This is a genomic window from Actinomadura verrucosospora, assembly GCF_039540335.1.
Classification (GTDB): domain Bacteria; phylum Actinomycetota; class Actinomycetes; order Streptosporangiales; family Streptosporangiaceae; genus Spirillospora; species Spirillospora verrucosospora.
This window is the reverse complement of the sequence record NZ_BAABEV010000032.1, coordinates 44,874-62,556: the sequence shown is the minus strand read 5'-3', so window position 1 is coordinate 62,556 and position 17,683 is coordinate 44,874. Positions and strand designations below refer to the sequence as shown.

The window sequence follows — 17,683 nt, the reverse complement described above, 5'->3', positions numbered from 1 at the left end:
AAGTCAAGCATGACGGACGGGTTCGGCCGCTTCCCCCGCGCGGACTCCGACGAAGAGGCCGGGGCTGTTCGGGCGGCCGTCGGCCAGCGAGAAGCCGGGCACGAACTCGACGGAGCAGCCGGCCCGCTCGAAGGCGGCCTCGTACCGCTCCTTGGGGAGCAGGTATTTCACGACCACCTCGGTGAACTCCCGGAACCCGGACGAGTCCACGATCATGAACCGGATCTCCACCCGGCTCTTGTCCCCGTGCCTCGCCGAGTGCGTCAGCCGCGAGACCACCCGCCCGTCCTCCCGGAACAGGTGCCCGGCGGCGTGCCCGTCGAGGAAGTTGTCAGGGAAGTACCACGGCTCGACGATGAGGACCCCGCCCGGAGCGAGGTGCGCCGACATCCTGGCGACCGAGCCGGCCATCTGCTCGGGCGAGTCGACTTCGGCGAGGCCGCTGCCCATGCAGGTCACGACGTCGAAGGTCCGGTGGAGCTCGAAGTCCCGCATGTCGCCGGGATGCACCGCGACGCCGGGCAGCCGCCCCCGCGCGACCTCCCGCATGGCGGGCGAGTGGTCGAGTCCTTCCACGTGGTCGAAGTGCTTGGCGAGGTTCTCCAGATGGGCTCCGGTGCCGCACGCGACGTCGAGCAGGGACCGCGCTCCCGGCAGCCTGGACCGGACCAGGCGGTTCAGCCCCTCGGCCTCCGCCTCGAAGTCCTTCCCGCGGCTGAGGAACACGGGATCGTAGAGTTCGGCGTGCGCCGCTCCGTAGCCCATCGGTGCGTCTCCTGGCGTCAACCTTGATCCACCCCCGTTGCACGCGACCCAAGTTACTTTATATTCATAGAGTAACTCTCTGGCGAGGACGGACCACGGCGGGCTGCCGTCGGGAGGGAGCAGAGGCCGATGGACGCGCAGCAGTCCGCGCTCTTCCTGTTCGAGGAGGCGATGGGGTTCACCTACTCGGCCGCGCTGCGCGCGGCGGCCGAACTCGGTGTGGCCGACCACCTGGCCGAAGGCCCGCGCACGACGGCCGAGCTCGCCGCCGCCACCGGGACGGGGCAGGGCGCGCTGTACCGGATCCTGCGCCTGCTCGCGGCGCGGGACGTGGTCCACGAGGACGAGCCGGGGCGGTTCCGGCTGACCGCGAGGGGCGACGCGCTGCGCGCCGGCGCGCCGATGTCCGCCCGCGCGGGGATCCTGATGTTCACCGACCGGATGTTCTGGACCGTCGCCCACGAGGCCGCGACCGTCGCCCGGGACGAGGCGACGACGTTCGAGCAGCTCTTCGGCACGACGATCGGCGGCTACTTCGCGGAGAACCCCGACACCGAGGCGCTCTTCTACGACGGCATGGCGACGGTCTCCGAGGCCGAGAACGCCCTCGTCGCCGGGAGCTACGCGTTCCCCTCGACGGGCACGGTCGTCGACGTCGGCGGCGGGAAGGGCGGGTTCCTCCGCGCCGTGCTGCGCGAGAACCCGGGGCTGCACGGCGTCCTGCTCGACCGGGAGGAGCACGTGCTCGGCCACCACCTGCTGGGCGGCGACGACATCGCCGGCCGCTGGCAGATCACCGACGGGGACTTCTTCGCCTCCGTCCCCACCGGGGACGTCTACCTGATCAAGCGGATCCTGCACAACTGGGACGACGAGAAGTGCGTGGCGATCCTGCGCAACTGCCGCCGGGCGATGAAGCCCGACGGGCGGGTCCTCGCCGTCGACGCGATCGTCCCGGCCGGCAACGAGGCCCACCAGAGCAAGCCGATGGACTTCATGATGCTCGCGGCGCGCACCGGGCGGGAGCGGACCGAGGCGGAACTGCACCCGCTGTTCGAGGCCGCCGGCCTGCGGCTCGCCCGCGTCGTGCCCACCGCCTCGGTCATGTCGATCGCCGAGGGCGTGCCGCGCTGACCGCCCCCCCTCGTCAGTCGGGCGGGTCCAGCCAGATGCAGGCCGCGTCGAGCCAGCGGTCCACCTGCGGCAGCGGCAGGCCGTTGCGCACGCGCGCGCTGGTCATGTGGGGGATGGTCGGCTCGCACGCCAGGACGGGCACGATCGCGACGTCCTCGATGACCTGCCGGTCGATCCGGTGCCACAGCTCCTCCGCCCGTGCCGGGTCCGGTTCCGACAGGGCCTCCTCGATGAGGCGGTCGACCTCGGGGTTGCGGTAGCCGCCGTAGTTGCTGGTGCCGGCGGCGAAGTTGGACTGGAACATCGGCTGGACGTAGGCACGGCCGTTGTTGCCGAACCAGTCGGGCGTCCACGCGGCCGCCGTGATGTCCCACTCGCCGGCCTCGGCCATGGCCGGGTTCTGCAGGAACCGGTAGTACTCGTCGGGCTGGCTGATCAACCGCAGTTCGACCGTGAACCCGGCCTTCTCCAGGTCGGCGGCGTAGTACCGGGCGATGTCGGCGTGGGGGGCGTCGGCGCGGTAGAGGGCCCTGAGGGTGAGGCCGTCGGGGTACCCGGCCTCGGCGAGCAGCGCCCGCGCCTTCGCCGGATCGCCGTGGTCGCCCGGCGTGGGATAGCGGTCGTACTCGCGGTGCCCGAAGTTGCCCGGAGGGATCGCCGTGTGCGCCGTCTGGGTCACCGTCCCGAGGTCCATGTCGTCGAGCAGCCTGACCATCGAGGCCTTGTCGACGGCGTACGCGACGGCTCTGCGCACCCTGACGTCGCGCAGCGCCCCGCCCTCGTTCGGGCTCTTCATGTTGAACACCAGGTACGGGTTCATCGCGTATCCGAGATGCCGGTCCGCGTCCGGGGGGCGGCGGTCCTCGCTGATGACCGGCGCGCCCCACGAGAGGTCGGCCTCCCCGCTCCGGATCGCCTCCCGCACCCGGTCGTCGTCGACGCGCGCCATCCGCACGTCCAGGCCGTCGACGTACTGGTGCCGCAGCGGGTCGGTGTCCTGCCGCCACACCGGGTTCCGCTCCATCGTCAGGAAGCGGCCGTTCTCGTAGCCGGTGAGGCGGTACGGGCCGTTGGAGCGGATGTTGGCGATGAACTCATCGCTGTCCGGGATGAACTGGTCATACTCGCGCGGCGCGGCGGACGCGAACATCATCGACAGCAGGTTCAGCAGGTCGTTGGCGGGGCGGACGAGCTCGACGACCAGGGTGCGGTCGCCGTCGGCCCGCAACCCGGCGATCTCGTGCGCGTTCTGGTAACCGGCCAGGTCGGCGGCCGACGGGGTCCGTCCGGCGAACTCCCGCCGGTAGCCCTCGGCGAACTCGGCCATCCCCCTGATCGTGCTCGTGTAGTAGGCGATCGCCCCCGCCCCGGCCACCGGGTTGCACATCCGCTTGAAGCCGCGCACGAAGTCCTCCGCGGTCACCTCGCGCGGCGGGTCGGTGTCCCACATGACGCCCGGGCGCAGGCGGATCCGGTACACGAGCCCGTCCGGGCTCATCCCGCCGTTGGCGACCGTCGGCGCCTCCGCGGCGACATCGGGGACCGGGGTCAGGGCGCTCTCGTCCACGGCCGTCGGATAGCCGAACAACTGCCGGGCGAACAGCCTGATGATCTGATGCGAAAAGGCGTAATAGGCGCAGGCCGGATCGACATGGTCCATTCCGCCCGGTCCGAAGTAGCGGAGAGTACCGCCGTAACGAGGCTCCACACCGATCACCCTCCCTGCGCGTCACCGGGCCCCGCCGCCGCGGCCGGCGCCCCACCTGTCCCACGCCGGAGGTTACCATCGTTTCTTAAAGCACAATAGCGACGCCATCCCCTCGCTCGCACCTCTCCCGGCTCCCCTTGACCAGGCCGGCCGCCCTCCCCGGCACCTCTCGATCCTCGCGCCCACCTCTGCCCACAGCAGCCATCGCCCACCCGGACGAAGCCCGGCGCGGGCTCCGGGAGCGACGGACGGAATGCCCTCATCCGGGGTCCATTGGCCGAGTAACTTCAAAAACATATTGTATTGTGAGGGCGACTGGTCATCCGCACGTGGAGGGGGTCACTCGTGACACAGTCCGTGAAGCCCGGCGAGCGCAGCGTCCCGGACCCGGCCGGGACGGCGAACGGCGGATCGCCGCGGCGGCTCCGCGACGCGCCATGGGAGAGCATCCGCGAGATGTTCGCCCTCGATCCGACCACCATCCACCTCAACACCGGCACCGTCGGCGCGATGCCGTACGAGGTGCTCGACACGATGGACCGGGTCACCCGCGAGTGGACCGGCGGGCTCGCCGACGTCTACAAGCCGTCCGGCTACTACGAGCACCGCGCCCTCATCGGCCGGGCGTTCGGCGTCGACCAGGACGAGATCGTGATCTGCCACAACGCCACCGAGGGCGTCGCCCGGATCATCCAGGGGCTCGACCTCCACGAGGGCGACGAGGTGGTCACCACGAGCCACGAGTGCTACTCGGTGCTCTCGAACTTCAACCTCGTCCGGAACCGGTACGGCCTGACGATCAAGACGCTGACCATGCCGACCGGCTACGGCGTCACGGCCGACGAGATCGTCGATCTCTTTGAGGCGGCCATCACCCCCCGCACCAAGGTGCTCGCGTTCGCCGGGATCACCCTGTTCACCGGCACGATGATGCCGATGCGCAGGCTGTGCGAGCTGGCGCAGCGGCACGGCCTGACCACCGTGATCGACGGCGCGCTGCTGCCCGGCCTCGTGAACCTCGACATGCGGGCGCTCGGCGCCGACTTCATCGCGTGCTCGGGGTCGAAGTTCCAGTGCGGCCCGCTGGGCACCGGCATCCTCTACCTCCGCAACAAGGTCTTCCCGGAGTACAACCCGCTTCCGCTGCCGACGTTCTGGCCGGTGATCTCCACCTGGTACCCGATGATCGGCAGTCCCCCGCCGCGGACGAGGACGTCGGTCGAGAGCGACGACACCGCCCTGTACGTCCAGAGCGCCGGCAGCGCCAGCATCGCCCGCGGCGCCGCGCTGGCGCGGGCCTGCGAGATCTGGGACGAGATCGGCCGGGACCGCATCGAGAAGCGGGCGATGGAGCTCGGCGACCACGCCCGGGGGCGCCTCGTGGAGGCCTTCGGCAAGGAGTCGATCTTCTCTCCCGGCGAGGACCCGCTGCTGAAGTCCCCGCTCATCGCCTTCAACCCGTTCCGCGACCCCGAGGCCGCCTGGAACATCAAGAAGTTCACCGCGTTCACCGACCGGCTGGAGCGGGAGCACCGCATCTGGATCCGGTGGACCGAGTTCGACGTCCCGGGCTCGCCGCACCAGCACTACGCGGCGCGGGTCTGCACCCACCTGTTCAACACCCGCGAGGAGATCGACCGGGCCATCGGCATCATGGCCCGCCTCGGCGAGGAGATGTCATGACCGTGTCCGAGCAGCGCGCGGACGCCCGCTGGAGCGAGGACCTGCCGCGGCCCGGGGGGACGCTCCGCCTCCACGGCCCGGCCCCCGTCCACCGCCTCGACCCCTCGGCCTCCCACCAGGCGCCCGCCGACCAGGTCGTCAGGCTGTTCGCCCGGCAGCTGTTCGGCTACGTCCCCGCGCCGGACCTGCGCGACTGGCGGGCCATCGCCCCGGCGCCCGACCTCGCGACCGACGTCCCGTCCACCTACAACACCGGGATGGGCGCGCGGCACACGAACTACGTGGTCCACCTGCGCCGCGGCGTGTTCTGGGACACCGCGCCCGCCCGGGAGGTCACGGCGCACGACGTCGTGCGCGGGCTGAAGCGGCTGGCCAACCCGCTCACGAGGCCCGCCGCCCTGCCCTACTTCACCAGCACGATCAGGGGCATGGCGCGGTACTGCGAGGACTACGCCGCGGCGATCCGCCGCGACGACCCGACCGCCGAGGAACTGGCCGCCTTCCAGAACTCCCACGACATCCCCGGCGTGCTCGTCCTGGACGACGAGTCGCTGGTCATCGAGCTCATGCGGCCGGCCATCGACTTCGCCGCCATCATGGCCCTGCCGTGCGCGTCGCCCGCCCCGGTCGAGTACGACGCGTTCGTGCCCGGCAGCCCGGAACTGCACCGCAACCTCCGGAGCAACGGGCCGTACCGGCCGGTCCGTCTGGTTCCGGGCCGCGAGCTGCGGCTCGAACCCAACCCCGCCTGGCGGCAGGAGTCCGATCCGCTCCGGCGCCGGCACCTGGACGCCATCGAGATCACGGTCGGGGACGCGGAGCCCGAACACGTCGCCGCGCGGATCGCGTCGGGCGCGGCCGACCTGCCCTGGGGCGTGCGGGTCGCCGAGCCGCACGACGCCGAGCCGGGCGATCCGGGCGACGGCCTCGGCCTCTCCCTCGACCCGTACCTCGTCTTCAACGTCGAGAGCCCCACCGCGGGCGGCGCGCTGGCCGACGTCCGGGTGCGCCGGGCGCTCTCGTACGCGATCGACAAGGCGGCGATCGCCGACCTGTACCGGCGGTCCGGCAGCGGTGCGCTGGTGCGGATCGCCGGCTCCGTCGTGCCGCCGGGCAACGACGCGCACCAGGAGCTCGACCTCTACGCGACCCCCGGGAGCCGGGGGGACGCGGCCAGGTGCCGGGCGCTGCTGGCCGAGGCGGGCCACGGCAGCGGCCTGGCGCTCACCGCCGTCCATCTCGACACCGGCCTGGACGCCGCGGTCGCGCGGTCGTACGCCGCCGACCTGGAGAAGGCCGGCGTCACCGTCCGGCTGGTGGCGCTCGACCACGACGCCCGGGACGCCCTTCTCGGGGATCCGCGGCGCGCGGCGGCGGGCGAGTGGGACCTCGCGGCCGCGTCGTGGTCGCCGGACTGGTACCCCGCCAACGGCCGGGTCTTCCTGCAGCCGATGTTCCAGTCGGGCGACTCCCGCAACGCCGCGAACCGCGGCCGCTACCGCCGTCCGGAGGTCGACCGCCTGATCGAGCGGGCGCTCGCCACGATCGAGGAGCCGGCGCGGTCGACCGCGGCCTGGAACCAGGCCGAGCGGACGGTGCTGGAGGACGCCGCGGTCGTGCCCGTCCTGTTCCAGCGGCCGGCCGTCCCGGGCCTGCGCGGCCCGCGGGTGCGGGGCGCGGTCCCGATGCCGGCGTTCGGCCACGCCTACGACCTCGCCGGCATCTGGCTCGACCCGCCGGACGACCCGCCGGGCACCCCCGCGGGATGACGGCGGCGGACCGCACAGCGGCGATCCAGGGAGCGCGGTATGCGTGAAGAGGTGGTGACCGAGTACCTCAGCCTCGGGCTGCGGTTCGGCCGGCTCGCCGACGGGTTCGTCGACTCCTGGTACGGCGACCCGGAGCTGGCCCGCCGGGTGGACGCCGAGCCCAGGCCCGACGCGTCCGGGCTGGCCGCCCGGTCGGCCCGGCTGCTGGCCGCGCTCCCGGACAGCGGCCTCGCCGAGCCGCGGCGCCGGTTCCTGTCCGCGCAGCTCGCCGCGCTGAACTGCGCGGCCCGCCGGATGGCCGGGGAGGAGATCCCGTTCCGGGACGAGGTCCGGACGTACTTCGAGGTCGACATCGAACCCGGCGACCCCGACCGCTACGCGGAGATCCACGACGCGATCGGCGCGCTGCTGCCCGGCTCCGGGGACCTGCGTGCCCGGACCGCGGCGTTCTACGAGCGCAACGCCGTCCCCCCGGACCGCCTGGCACAGGCCGTCCAGGCGGTGTCCGGCGAGCTGCGCGCCATGACCCGCACGGTGTTCGGCCTGCCGGAGCAGGAGAGCGTCGAGTACGTGGTCGTGCACGACAAGCCCTGGAACGCCTTCAACCGCTACCTCGGCGGTTTCCGCTCCAGGGTGGAGCTCAACGCGGAAGCGGGCCGCACCGTCGCCGCCCTGCCGCTGCTGGCGATCCACGAGGCCTACCCCGGGCACCACACCGAGCACTGCCGCAAGGAGGCCGGTCTCGTCGGCGGCGCCGGCCACGACGAGCACCTGATCTCGCTGGTCAACACCCCGCAGTGCCTGATGGCCGAGGGGACCGCGGAGATGGCCGACGCGGCGGTGCCAGGCCCGGGCTGGGGCCGCTGGACCGCCGACATCCTGGCCGGCGAGGGCGTCCGGGTCGAGGGCGAGCTGGTGGAGGAGATCCTGCGGCTGATCCGGCTGCTGATGCCCGCCCGCCAGGACGCGGCCATCATGCTCCACGACCGCGGAGCCGACGCCGACGAGGTCACTGACTATCTGGAACGGTGGCTCCTGGTGCCTCCGGACCACGCCCGGCGGATGACGCGGTTCCTCACCGACCCGCTCTGGCGCGCCTACTCGGTCACGTACATCGAGGGCCCGCGGCTGGTGGGCGCGTGGCTCGGCGCCGGGACGGGCCGGACGTCCCTCGTCGAGCGCTACCAGAGGCTTCTCGACGAGCCGCTGCTGCCGTCCGACCTCCGCGCGGACCTGGAACCCGCGAACCCTCCGGGCCTCAGAACAGGTGCTCGATGATGCGCTGGGCGGTGGCGGCGGGGGTGGGCAGCGTCGCCATCTCCCGCTGAACCTCCGCGGTGGCGGCGCGCACGCCCTCGTCGGTCATCAGCCGGGTCAGCAGGTCGGCGTCGACGTCCTCGCGTTCGCTCACGAACCCGATGCCCCGCTTCCGCACCGCCTCCAGGGTCGTGTGCTGGAACAGGTCCCTGGGGTCGGGCGTGATGAGCTGCGGGATGCCGGCGTCGATCGCGGTCAGGGCCGTCCCCCCGCCGCCGTGGTGGACGATGGCGGTGCACGTGCCCAGCAGGAAGTGCAGCGGGATCCAGCCGACGGAGCTGACGTTGTCCGGCAGCGGGCCGAGTGAGCCGATGTCGACCCCGCCGAGCGCCAGCACGAACTCCGCGTCGACGCCCGAGGCCGCGTCGATGATCGTGCGCATGGTCCCGGTGCCCAGCATCTGGAGCTCGACCGTCCCCATGCTCACGGCGATCCGCGGCCGCCCGGAGGGCTGGGGCAGCCGGTCTCCGACGACCGATCCTCCGCTGTGCGGCAGCCAGCGCATGAACCATCCCTCGGGCTGCTCGCCGGCCAGCATGCTGGGCGGGAACTCCTCGATGGTGACGGCCGGCTTGGAGATGGACACGCCGTACCGCTCGCAGACGTCGGGCAGGTAGGCCTCGGCGGCCTCGTGCATGCCCCGGGTGCGCCAGGCGCTCACGTTCCGCTGCACGGCGGGCGCCCCGGCGCGGGCCGCCGCGAACAGGCCGGCGGTGGTGCCCTGGTCGTAGACCACCAGGTCCGGGCCCCAGTCGTCGGCCAGCGCCACCATGCCGTCGATCAGGGGACGGTTGATCGCGGCGAACCCGGGCCCCCACTCGTCGAGGTTGATCGCCGGCTTGGTCGCGACCGTCCGGACGAACTCGGGGTGCTCGCGGGCCAGCCGCTCGTTGACGGCCTCCATGCTGAAGCCGGGCGCGGCGTCGACGATCTCCACACCGGAGCCCGCCGCGCCCTCGGTGGGCCCCGCGAGCGTGGCGATCACCTCGTGGCCTGCCGTACGGAACGCCCAGGCGAGGTGGACGAGCGGGAAGAAGTGTCCGAGACCTGGGTGAGAACAGAACATCACGCGCATATCCGGAAGATCCCTTCTACCCGGTGCCCCCGTCCGCGACGGGACCGGACGGCACCCGGGATCGGGAGCCGCGGCACGCGGACTTCACTATATGAACTTAAACTACGATCTTCGCTCGTTCAATATCCGCGGCGGTACGGAGGCGGTGGCCGCTCACCAGGTGACCGGGAGCTCGCGCACCCCGTAGATGTTCGCCTTCTCCTTGAACGACAGCGCGCCGAACGGGACCGCCAGCCGCAGGCCCGGCAGGCGCCGGAAGAGGGCGTCGAACACGACCTGCAGTTCCATCCGCGCGAGGCGGTGCCCGAGGCACCGGTGCCGGCCGGCGCCGAACGCCAGGTGCCGCCCGCCGCCGCGCCCGACGTCGAACTCGTCCGGCCGCTCGAACACCTCCGGATCGCGGTTGGCGGCCGGGCCCAGCACCACCACGCCCTCCCCCGCCCGCACCGTGACGCCGCCGACCTCGACGTCGGCCAGCGCCGTGCGCGCGGTCGAGGCGTTGACCACCGTCAGGTACCGCAGCAGCTCGTCGACGGCGAGCGGCGTCCTGGCGGGGTCGGCGAGCATCGAGGCGAGCTGGTCGGGATGCTCCAGCAGGGTCAGGGCGCCGAGCGCGATCATGTCGGCGGTGGTGGAGTGCCCGGCGACGAGCAGCACGAACGCCATGCTCACGACCGCCTCGCGGTCGGCCGCGCCCTCCCGGCGCCCCCGGACGATGAGGCGGCCGAGGAGGTCGTCGGGCGGGTCGCGCTCCTTGTCCGCCACCAGCTCGGCCAGCAGGGAGCGGATCTCGTGCGCCGCCCGGGTGCGCTCCGCGGCCGGGGTGGCGTGGCTGAACATCCGCCCGGTGCGCTCCTCGAAGTGGCCGTGCGCGGAGTAGGGCACCCCGAGAAGCTCGCAGATCACCAGCGACGGGACCGGGACCGCGAGCTCGCGCACCAGGTCGACCGGGCGCGGGGCGGCCGCCATCAGCTCCAGCCGCCGGTCGACGATCTCCTGGACGCGCGGGCGCAGCGCCTCCGTCCGCGCGGGCGAGAACTCGGCGCGGACGGACCGCCGGGCGGCGGTGTGCTCGGGCGGGTCCATCCAGTTCATCGGCGGCCGGAAGCCGCGGAAGGACGCCTGCCGCTCCTCCTCGGTGACGGGGGCGAACCGGGGGAAGCCCTCGCGGCGGCGGTCGACGCTCATCCTCGGATCGCTGAGGACCTTCCGCGCGTCCTCGTGCCGCGCGACCAGCCAGGCCGAGTTCCCGCCGGCCATGCGGGCGCGGACCGCGCGCCCCGCCGACAGCAGCCGCTCGTACTCCGGCGGCAGGCCGAAGGGGCACGCGCGCGGGACGGGGAAGACGCCGGCGTCGGCCGCGGGCTGACTCGTCATCGGGACCCCCGATCAGCTCGGTACTACGAAAATATATACCGAGTCGACCCCCGGGGGCCGGGAGCGTTCCGATCGACCGGCGGCGCGCCGGGGCTCAGCCGCGCCCGGCGTAGGCGTTTCCGGCGTACCAGTCGCCGCGGCCGCCGGGCAGCAGGTCGAGCACGTTCCACACCGGGGAGAGCAGGTCGATGCCGCGCTGGGCGCCGTCGAGGAAGTCGGCCGGAAGCGTGTAGAAGTGGTGGACCCGCCCGTCCTCGCGGACCAGGACGCTGATCATGGGCCGCTGCGCCCCGTCCGGGCGCTCGGCGTGCATGTCGGCGTTGAACGACGTGCCGTGGCTGGACAGGACGCGCACGGCGTCCCATCCTCTCCGCCGCGCCCAGGCGCGCAGCTTCGGCAGGGGCGCCTTGCCGACGACGGCGAAGGCGGTGTGCTGCGCCAGGTGCGCGGCGACGCCGTTGAAGCCGTCCACCCACATCGAGCACATCGGGCACGCCGCCTCGTCGTCGGGGTGGAACATGAGGTGGTAGACGACGAGGGTCTCGCGGTCGCCGAACAGGTCGCGCAGCGACACCGAACCGGTCGGCTCGTCCTTCTCGAGATCCGCCGGCCCCTCGGTGAAGGTGTAGTCACCGAGCTCGGCGCCCCGGGGCATCCGGCGCCGGGCGGCGGCGACCTCCTCGACCCGGTCGCGCAGCCGCCTTTCGGCCTTCGCCAGTTCGATCCGCGCGTCGATGTACTCCCGGCTCGTCCCGACCGGCCACATCGGTGCGATCTCCGGCTCGTCGTCGCTCATCACTGGCCCCTTCGAGTCCGTGGGCGGCATGGGTCAATTCGATATCGGACTCTACGATAATGAACCCGCCGGCGTGCGCGGTTCGGCCCCATCCGGCGGGCGCGGCGGTCGGGGAGCACGCGCCGCCTCGGCCGCCTCGCCGTTCCGAAAACGGCATTAGATCAGCAGATACGCCGCGATTCACCGCATAGCAACTGGTCCGCATAATGAAGACGAAATCACTCTCCACGAGGTCCGGGAGAGTTGAAGGGAAACACGGCGCATGTTAAGCTCGTTATTGCGACAATTGTCAACTATGCCGATATTTTCAGACGCTCGCGATTCGAGGCACAGGAGGCTGGGATGGCCGGGACCGCGGTGGCCGACGTGATGGCCGAGCTGGCCGAGCTGGAGGACCCCAAGGCGCGCGAGGTGAACGAGAAGCGCGGCGACGACCACGGCGTGAACCTCAGCAAGCTGCGCGCGCTCGCGAAACGGCTGAAGACGCAGCAGGACCTCGCGCGCGGGCTCTGGAAGACCGGCGACAGTTCGGCGCGGCTGCTTGCGACCCTGGTCTGCCGCCCCAAGGAGTTCGAGCGCGACGAACTCGACGCCATGCTGCGCGAGGCGCGCACCCCGAAGGTGCACGACTGGCTCGTGAACTACGTGGTGAAGAAGAGCCCGCACTCCGAGGACCTGCGCCTGGCGTGGCTCGACGACGCGGATCCGGTGATCGCGAGCGCCGGCTGGGCGCTGACCACCGAGCGCGTGATGCGCAAGCCCGACGGCCTCGACCTCGGCAAGCTGCTCGACACCATCGAGGCGGAGATGAAGGGCGCCCCGGACCGCCTGCAGTGGGCGATGAACGACTGCCTGGGCAACATCGGGATCAAGCACGAGGAGCACCGCGCCCGCGCGATCGAGATCGGCGAGCGCCTGGAGGTGCTCAAGGACTACCCCACTCCGCCGAACTGCACGTCTCCGTACGTGCCCATCTGGATCAGCGAAGTGGTGGGCAAGAAGAAGGCGAAGTAGGGAGTCCGCGCGCCGGCCCGCTCAGGCGGCGAGGACCGCCGACAGTTCCAGGGGACGGATCGCGCGCGCGGGGAAGTCGCAGTACCAGAGTCTGCGGCCGTCCCACGTCAGCCCGGTGGGGCGGCCCGGGACGGGCAGGGCCCCCAGGTGCTCCCCGGTCTTCGGGTCCATGGCGCGGAGCACGGCGTCGTCGAAGTCGCCGTAGACGACCACCCCGTCGGCATACGTGAGCCCGGAGGGCGACTCCCCCGCCGCCGGGAACTCCCGCAGAACGGTCATGGTGTCGTAGTCGCGGACCTGCACCACCGTCGGACCGCGCAGGCACATGTACATGCCCTCCGGCCCGTGCTCGATCCCGGTCAGCCTGCCGCTCGCGGGGAGCACCTCCTTCTCCCCCGTGATCCGGCCGTCCTCGGGATCGATCAGGACGATCCGCTTCGGGCGGCCGCCGACCTGGCACAGCCGGGCGCCGTCGAAGGCCAGGTCCGCCCGCACCTTGTCGCAGGCGAACGTCCTGCTCACCCCGCCGGTCGCCGGGTCGATCGCGAAGATCTTCTCCGCGTCCTGGTCCGAATGCCACAGCAGGGCGCCGTCCCAGGTCAGCCCGCACATATAGGCGGCGGGAGCGGGCAGGGCGCCGGTGCCCGCGGCCGTCGCCGCCGTCTCACCCGATGTCATGTCCCCTCGCTTTCCGGCCGTCCGCGGCCGTCGTGACGCCTGTGGGTACCAGCGGCCGCCGGGGCGCGCCCGCGACGGCGTCCAGCCACCACGGGCTCTCCCTCGCCCAGGCGATCGTCCTTGCGAGGCCCGCCCGCAGCGGGGTGCGGGCGCGCCAGCCGAGCATCTCCCTGGCCTTCCCGACGTCCGGGACGCGCCGGGGAATGTCCTCGTAGGCGCTGCCGAGCGCCGAGTCCGTGCTCACGCGGATCGGGGCGAACTCCGTCCCGCCCAGCCGGGTCACCAGCCGGACGGCGTCGGCCACGGAGGTCTCGCGGTCGCTGCCGACGTTGAAGCACTGGCCGTCGGCGATCTCCCGGGCGCCGACCCGCAGCGTGGCGTCCACCGCGTCCTCGACGAAGGTGAAGCAGCGCGTCTGGGCGCCGTCGTCGTACAGCAGCGGGGGCAGCCCGCGCAGCACCCGGTGGACGGTCTTGCTGATCACGTACGCCGGGCGCTGCCGCGGACCGTAGACGTTGAAGTACCGCACGACCGAGGCGCGCAGGCCCCGGTGGCGGGCGTAGGCGACGACCATGTGCTCGGCGACGGCCTTGCTCGCGGAATAGGACCACCTGTCGGCGGCGACGCTGCCCAGCACCCGGTCCGCGTCCTCCGACCAGGGGACGGCGGGATTCTTGCCGTAGATCTCGCTGGTGCTGGAGACCACGACCTTCACGCCGGCGGCTGAGGCCGCGCGCAGCACGTTGCGGGTGCCGGAGACCGCGACGTCGATCACTTCGAGCGGGTCGTCGAGGTACTGGTCGACCCCGACCAGCGCGCAGAGGTGGTAGACGGTGTGCACGTCCGGGCCGATGGCGCCGGCGAGGGCCCGCTCGTCGCGGATGTCGGCCCTGACGTGGCGGACGGAGGCCCCGCCGCAGTCGAGGTCGGGCGGCAGCGCCGCGGGGTCGTAGACGACGACGTCCTCGCCCTGGCGCGCGAGGCGTTCCACGAGGTGGCTGCCGATGAAGCCACAACCGCCGGTGACCACGACCGCCATCGGTCCTCCGCCCTTCGCCACGGCCGCCCCGCACGGGGCGGCCATCGTCGTGTCAGCGGACGGCGCCGAACGCGCCGCCCGACCGGGTTCCGGCCCGCCGCGCGTACGAGTCGATCGCCTCCGCGGCCCGGGCGGCGCCCCCGGCGTCGCGGGCCTCCGCGCGCATCCGCGCGATCCGCCGGCGGACGCCGTCGTCGGCGACCAGGTTCTCCACCGCCGGGACGAGGCCGCCGCCGTCGACCTGCTCGGGCCGGAGCACATGGCCCAGGCCGAGCTCGACGGACCGCTCGGCGAACGGCCTGGCCTCGACCGCGTACTCGGTGAAGAAGAGCATCGGGCAGCCCCAGTGGACGGCTTCCATGGTCGCGCCGAGGGTTCCCTGCAGGATGAAAGCCTTCGCGTGGCGAAGGACCTCCATGAAAGAGATGTACTGGTGGACCTCGACGTTGGGCGGCAACGGCTCCAGCGCCTTAGGGTCGGTGCCGTCGCCCGTCACCAGGACGACATGCCACGGCGTGCCCGCGAACGCCTGCGCGCAACTGCGGAAGAATTCCGGATGCCCGTTGAACGTCGAGCCCAGGGAAACGAGGAGCACGTTCGCGTCCTCGCGGGGAGGGCGCCATCCCGGCCGCAGCCGCCCCTGCGAGAAGCTCGGTCCGACGAAGACGAAACGGTCGTCGAAAGTGTCGCTCTTCACCTGGAACGACCGCGGCAGGAAGATGACGTTCAGATCCTCGATCGCGTTCCAGAACTCCGTCGGGGAACGGTCGATGCGATATTCCGGCAGAAGCTCGGACATCATCCTCTGGAAGGTCTCGGTCTCGACGATGGGCCGGTGCCCGTGCACCGCGCTGAGCGCCTCCCACACCGAGTAGTGCTCGTTCGAGGCGAAGCCTCCGTTGATGCAGACGGCCGGCCGCTGCCACCTGGCGGCCAGCAGGCGCCCGGCGATCAGGGGGAAGATGTCGTAGACGACCAGGTCCGGCGGATCGTCGTCCAGGGCGCTCTCCGCCGCCCGGAGCATCGCGAGGTTCTCGTTGACGAAGGCGCTCACCGTCAGCGCCTCGGCGTCCTCCTGCTCGACGATCTCCGGCAGGTCGACGCCGTCCTCGAAGATCGACCGGTGGCGGATCTGCCGGGCCCCGACCTCCGCGAGGTCGTCGGCGTAGTCGCCGGAGGTGACGAAACTGAGCCGGTGCCCCCGGGCGGAGAGCTCGTCGAGGACGCCGTAGGTCGGGCGGATGTGCCCGGACCCGCCGGTGACGGCGAAAAGGATGTGGTGTGGTCGCATCACGATTCCCCGGATCGGGCGAGATGAGCCATGAAAACGGACACTACTATGGTTTTTTCAAGTTAGCAAGAGAGTGATCACCCGGCACGCGCGCGCCGTCCGGCCCAGTCCTTAGGCATTGACTTATATAAGCTGCTGCTTTAGGATGAGCTCGATCTTCTGGTGGCGACGGGAGGCACAACCGTGGGATCGAATTCGACCCTCGCTGTCGAGACGTCCGGGCTGGTCAGGACCTTCGGCGAGACCCGGGCGGTGGACGGCGTCGACCTGGCCGTCCCCACCGGCATCGTCCACAGCCTGCTGGGACCGAACGGCGCCGGCAAGACCACGTTCCTCCGGATCCTGACGACGCTGCTGCGTCCGACGGAGGGCACGGCCAGGGTGCTCGGCCACGACGTGGTCCGGGAGGCCGACGCGGTCCGGTCGCGCGTGAGCGTCACGGGCCAGTCCACCTCGATCGACGAGGACCTCACCGGGAGGGAGAACCTCGCGATGGTGGGGCGGCTGCTCGGGCACCGGGGTGCCGCGGCGCGGCGGCGGGCCGACGACCTGGTGGACGCCTTCGAGCTGTCGGAGGTGGCGGACCGGCCGGTGAAGACCTGCTCCGGCGGCGAGCGGCGGCGGATCGACATCGCCGCCAGCATCATCGTCACGCCGGACCTGCTCTTCCTGGACGAGCCGACCACGGGCCTCGACCCCCGGGCGCGCAACCAGGTGTGGGACATCATCCGCGCCCTGGTCGCCGGGGGCACGACCGTGCTGCTCACGACGCAGTACCTCGACGAGGCCGACCGGCTCTCCGACCGGGTCGCGGTCCTGGACCACGGCAGGGTCATCGCGGAGGACGCGCCCGGGAAGCTGAAGTCCCAGGTCGGCACCGGCGCGCTGAAGCTGCGGCTCCAGGATCCCGGACAGCGCGCCCTGGCGGCGGAGATGCTCTCCCGCGAGCTGACCGTGGAGCCGGGCGCGGACTCCGATCCGCACCGGCTGTCGGTGCAGGTCGGCGACGCCCAGCAGGCGGCGCGGGCGGTCACCGCGCTGGCCGACGCCGGGATCGCCCTCGACGACTTCTCGATGGCCCAGTCGAGCCTCGACGACGTCTTCCTCGCCCTGACCGGCCACCCGGTGGCCGAGGGCGGGCGAGCGGACAAGGACGAGGACGAGGCCGCGGACGACCAGACGCAGACGGTCAACTGAGGAGGGCGAGATGACGACGTCCCAGCCGATGACGCGCGCGCGGGGGCCGCTGGCGGCGCCGGGCGAGCGCCCGCCGAGGGCCGGCGCGCTGTCGGCGTCCATGACGTTCGGGTGGCGTGCGCTGCTGAAGATCAAGCACTCGCCGAACCAGCTGGTGGACGCCCTCATGCTCCCGGTCATCTTCACGCTCTCGTTCACCTACCTGGTGGGCGGCGCGATCGCCGGGTCGCCCGACCGCTACCTGCACTTCTTCCTGCCCGGCGTCATGGTCATGGCGGTGGCCCTGACCACGGCGTACACCGGGATCGTGCTGAACCAGGACGTCGACCAGGGGGTGTTCGACCGGGTGCGGTCGCTGCCGGTGTGGCAGTCGTCGGTGCTGGTCGGGGCGATGCTGGGGGACGTGGTCCGGTACGCGGTGGCCTCGGTGGTGCCGCTGCTGCTGGGGCTGGCGCTGGGTTTCCGCCCCGACGGCGGCCTGGGCGGCGTCGTGCTGGCGCTGCTGTTCCTCCAGGTGTTCGCCTTCAGCCTCGCCTGGATCGGGACCTTCGTCGGGGTCAGCGTGCGGACGCCGACCGCGGCGCAGACGCTGAGCTGGACGCTCCTGTTCGTCCTCGTCGTCGCCAGCAACGTCATGGTGCCGCAGCAGACGATGCCGGGCTGGCTGGAGGCGCTGATCAAGGTCAATCCGATCAGCGTCGTGACGACCGCCATGCGGGGGCTGATGGACGGCACCGTGACCGCGGGCCAGATGGGCTGGGCGTTCCTGGCCTGCGCCGTCCTCGTCGTGGTCTTCGCGCCGCTGACCATGTACCGGTACGGTCGCGGCCGCCGCTGAGC

The 17,683-nt window shown here is 72.0% G+C and carries 15 protein-coding genes; 7 read left to right on the top strand and 8 right to left on the bottom strand.

The window, feature by feature from the left end; all coding sequences use genetic code 11:
- Positions 1 to 3: 3 nt before the first annotated feature.
- On the bottom strand, positions 4 to 765 hold the full coding sequence (locus ABD944_RS28905) for a class I SAM-dependent methyltransferase (protein WP_345182102.1): 762 nt from the start codon (positions 763 to 765) through the stop codon (positions 4 to 6).
- Between the two features lie 129 nt (positions 766 to 894).
- On the opposite strand from ABD944_RS28905, the gene ABD944_RS28900 reads away from it, so the two are divergent.
- Positions 895 to 1,899: a methyltransferase gene (locus ABD944_RS28900; protein ID WP_345182099.1), complete on the top strand. Its 1,005-nt coding sequence runs from the start codon at positions 895 to 897 to the stop codon at positions 1,897 to 1,899.
- Between the two features lie 13 nt (positions 1,900 to 1,912).
- On the opposite strand, the gene ABD944_RS28895 is transcribed toward ABD944_RS28900, so the two are convergent.
- Entirely contained in the window at positions 1,913 to 3,607 is a 1,695-nt protein-coding gene (locus ABD944_RS28895; protein WP_345182097.1) for an ABC transporter substrate-binding protein, read from the bottom strand.
- A 345-nt stretch (positions 3,608 to 3,952) separates the two neighbouring features.
- Here ABD944_RS28895 and ABD944_RS28890 point away from each other — a divergent pair, with 345 nt between their 5' ends.
- Genes ABD944_RS28890 through ABD944_RS28880 form a run of 3 tightly spaced genes read left to right on the top strand, consistent with a single transcriptional unit; the run spans position 3,953 to position 8,337 of the window.
- Positions 3,953 to 5,290, top strand: a complete 1,338-nt coding sequence (locus ABD944_RS28890; protein ID WP_345182095.1) for an aminotransferase class V-fold PLP-dependent enzyme — start codon at positions 3,953 to 3,955, stop codon at positions 5,288 to 5,290.
- The gene (locus tag ABD944_RS28885; RefSeq protein ID WP_345182092.1) at positions 5,287 to 7,059 is read left to right on the top strand and encodes an ABC transporter substrate-binding protein; all 1,773 of its coding nucleotides are present in this window, start codon (positions 5,287 to 5,289) and stop codon (positions 7,057 to 7,059) included. Before ABD944_RS28890 ends, ABD944_RS28885 begins: the two co-directional genes overlap by 4 nt.
- 39 nt (positions 7,060 to 7,098) lie before the next feature.
- Positions 7,099 to 8,337: a DUF885 domain-containing protein gene (locus tag ABD944_RS28880; protein ID WP_345182090.1), complete on the top strand. Its 1,239-nt coding sequence runs from the start codon at positions 7,099 to 7,101 to the stop codon at positions 8,335 to 8,337.
- Here the strand turns inward: ABD944_RS28880 and ABD944_RS28875 are convergent.
- The 3 genes from ABD944_RS28875 to ABD944_RS28865 all read right to left on the bottom strand — a co-directional run bounded on the left by ABD944_RS28875 (position 8,318) and on the right by ABD944_RS28865 (position 11,624).
- Positions 8,318 to 9,451, bottom strand: a complete 1,134-nt coding sequence (locus ABD944_RS28875; protein WP_345182088.1) for a nucleotide disphospho-sugar-binding domain-containing protein — start codon at positions 9,449 to 9,451, stop codon at positions 8,318 to 8,320. The two genes, ABD944_RS28880 and ABD944_RS28875, sit on opposite strands and share 20 nt — an antisense overlap.
- Positions 9,452 to 9,604: 153 nt before the next feature.
- Complete coding sequence (locus tag ABD944_RS28870; protein WP_345182086.1) at positions 9,605 to 10,828, bottom strand: cytochrome P450; 1,224 nt, start codon at positions 10,826 to 10,828, stop codon at positions 9,605 to 9,607.
- 94 nt (positions 10,829 to 10,922) lie between these two features.
- On the bottom strand, positions 10,923 to 11,624 hold the full coding sequence (locus ABD944_RS28865; protein WP_345182083.1) for a DUF899 family protein: 702 nt from the start codon (positions 11,622 to 11,624) through the stop codon (positions 10,923 to 10,925).
- Between the two features lie 342 nt (positions 11,625 to 11,966).
- On the opposite strand from ABD944_RS28865, the gene ABD944_RS28860 reads away from it, so the two are divergent.
- A complete protein-coding gene (locus tag ABD944_RS28860; RefSeq protein WP_345182081.1) occupies positions 11,967 to 12,638 on the top strand; it encodes a DNA alkylation repair protein in 672 nt (223 codons plus the stop codon).
- Positions 12,639 to 12,659: 21 nt separating this feature from the next.
- Here ABD944_RS28860 and ABD944_RS28855 read toward each other — a convergent pair whose 3' ends face one another.
- The 3 genes from ABD944_RS28855 to ABD944_RS28845 are packed head-to-tail and all read right to left on the bottom strand — an operon-like array spanning position 12,660 to position 15,646.
- Positions 12,660 to 13,316 (bottom strand): NHL repeat-containing protein, encoded by a 657-nt coding sequence (locus ABD944_RS28855; protein WP_345182079.1) that lies wholly within the window; start codon positions 13,314 to 13,316, stop codon positions 12,660 to 12,662.
- Positions 13,303 to 14,355 carry an NAD-dependent epimerase/dehydratase family protein gene (locus tag ABD944_RS28850; RefSeq protein ID WP_345182077.1) on the bottom strand — a complete coding sequence of 351 codons (1,053 nt, stop codon included), beginning with the start codon at positions 14,353 to 14,355 and terminating at the stop codon, positions 13,303 to 13,305. Before ABD944_RS28850 ends, ABD944_RS28855 begins: the two co-directional genes overlap by 14 nt.
- Positions 14,356 to 14,407: 52 nt before the next feature.
- Positions 14,408 to 15,646 (bottom strand): macrolide family glycosyltransferase, encoded by a 1,239-nt coding sequence (locus tag ABD944_RS28845; RefSeq protein WP_345182075.1) that lies wholly within the window; start codon positions 15,644 to 15,646, stop codon positions 14,408 to 14,410.
- Positions 15,647 to 15,829: 183 nt separating this feature from the next.
- Between ABD944_RS28845 and ABD944_RS28840 the strand changes: the two genes are divergently transcribed.
- Positions 15,830 to 16,843 carry an ATP-binding cassette domain-containing protein gene (locus ABD944_RS28840; protein WP_345182073.1) on the top strand — a complete coding sequence of 338 codons (1,014 nt, stop codon included), beginning with the start codon at positions 15,830 to 15,832 and terminating at the stop codon, positions 16,841 to 16,843.
- A 10-nt stretch (positions 16,844 to 16,853) separates the two neighbouring features.
- Complete coding sequence (locus ABD944_RS28835; RefSeq protein ID WP_345182071.1) at positions 16,854 to 17,681, top strand: ABC transporter permease; 828 nt, start codon at positions 16,854 to 16,856, stop codon at positions 17,679 to 17,681.
- Positions 17,682 to 17,683: the final 2 nt, after the last annotated feature.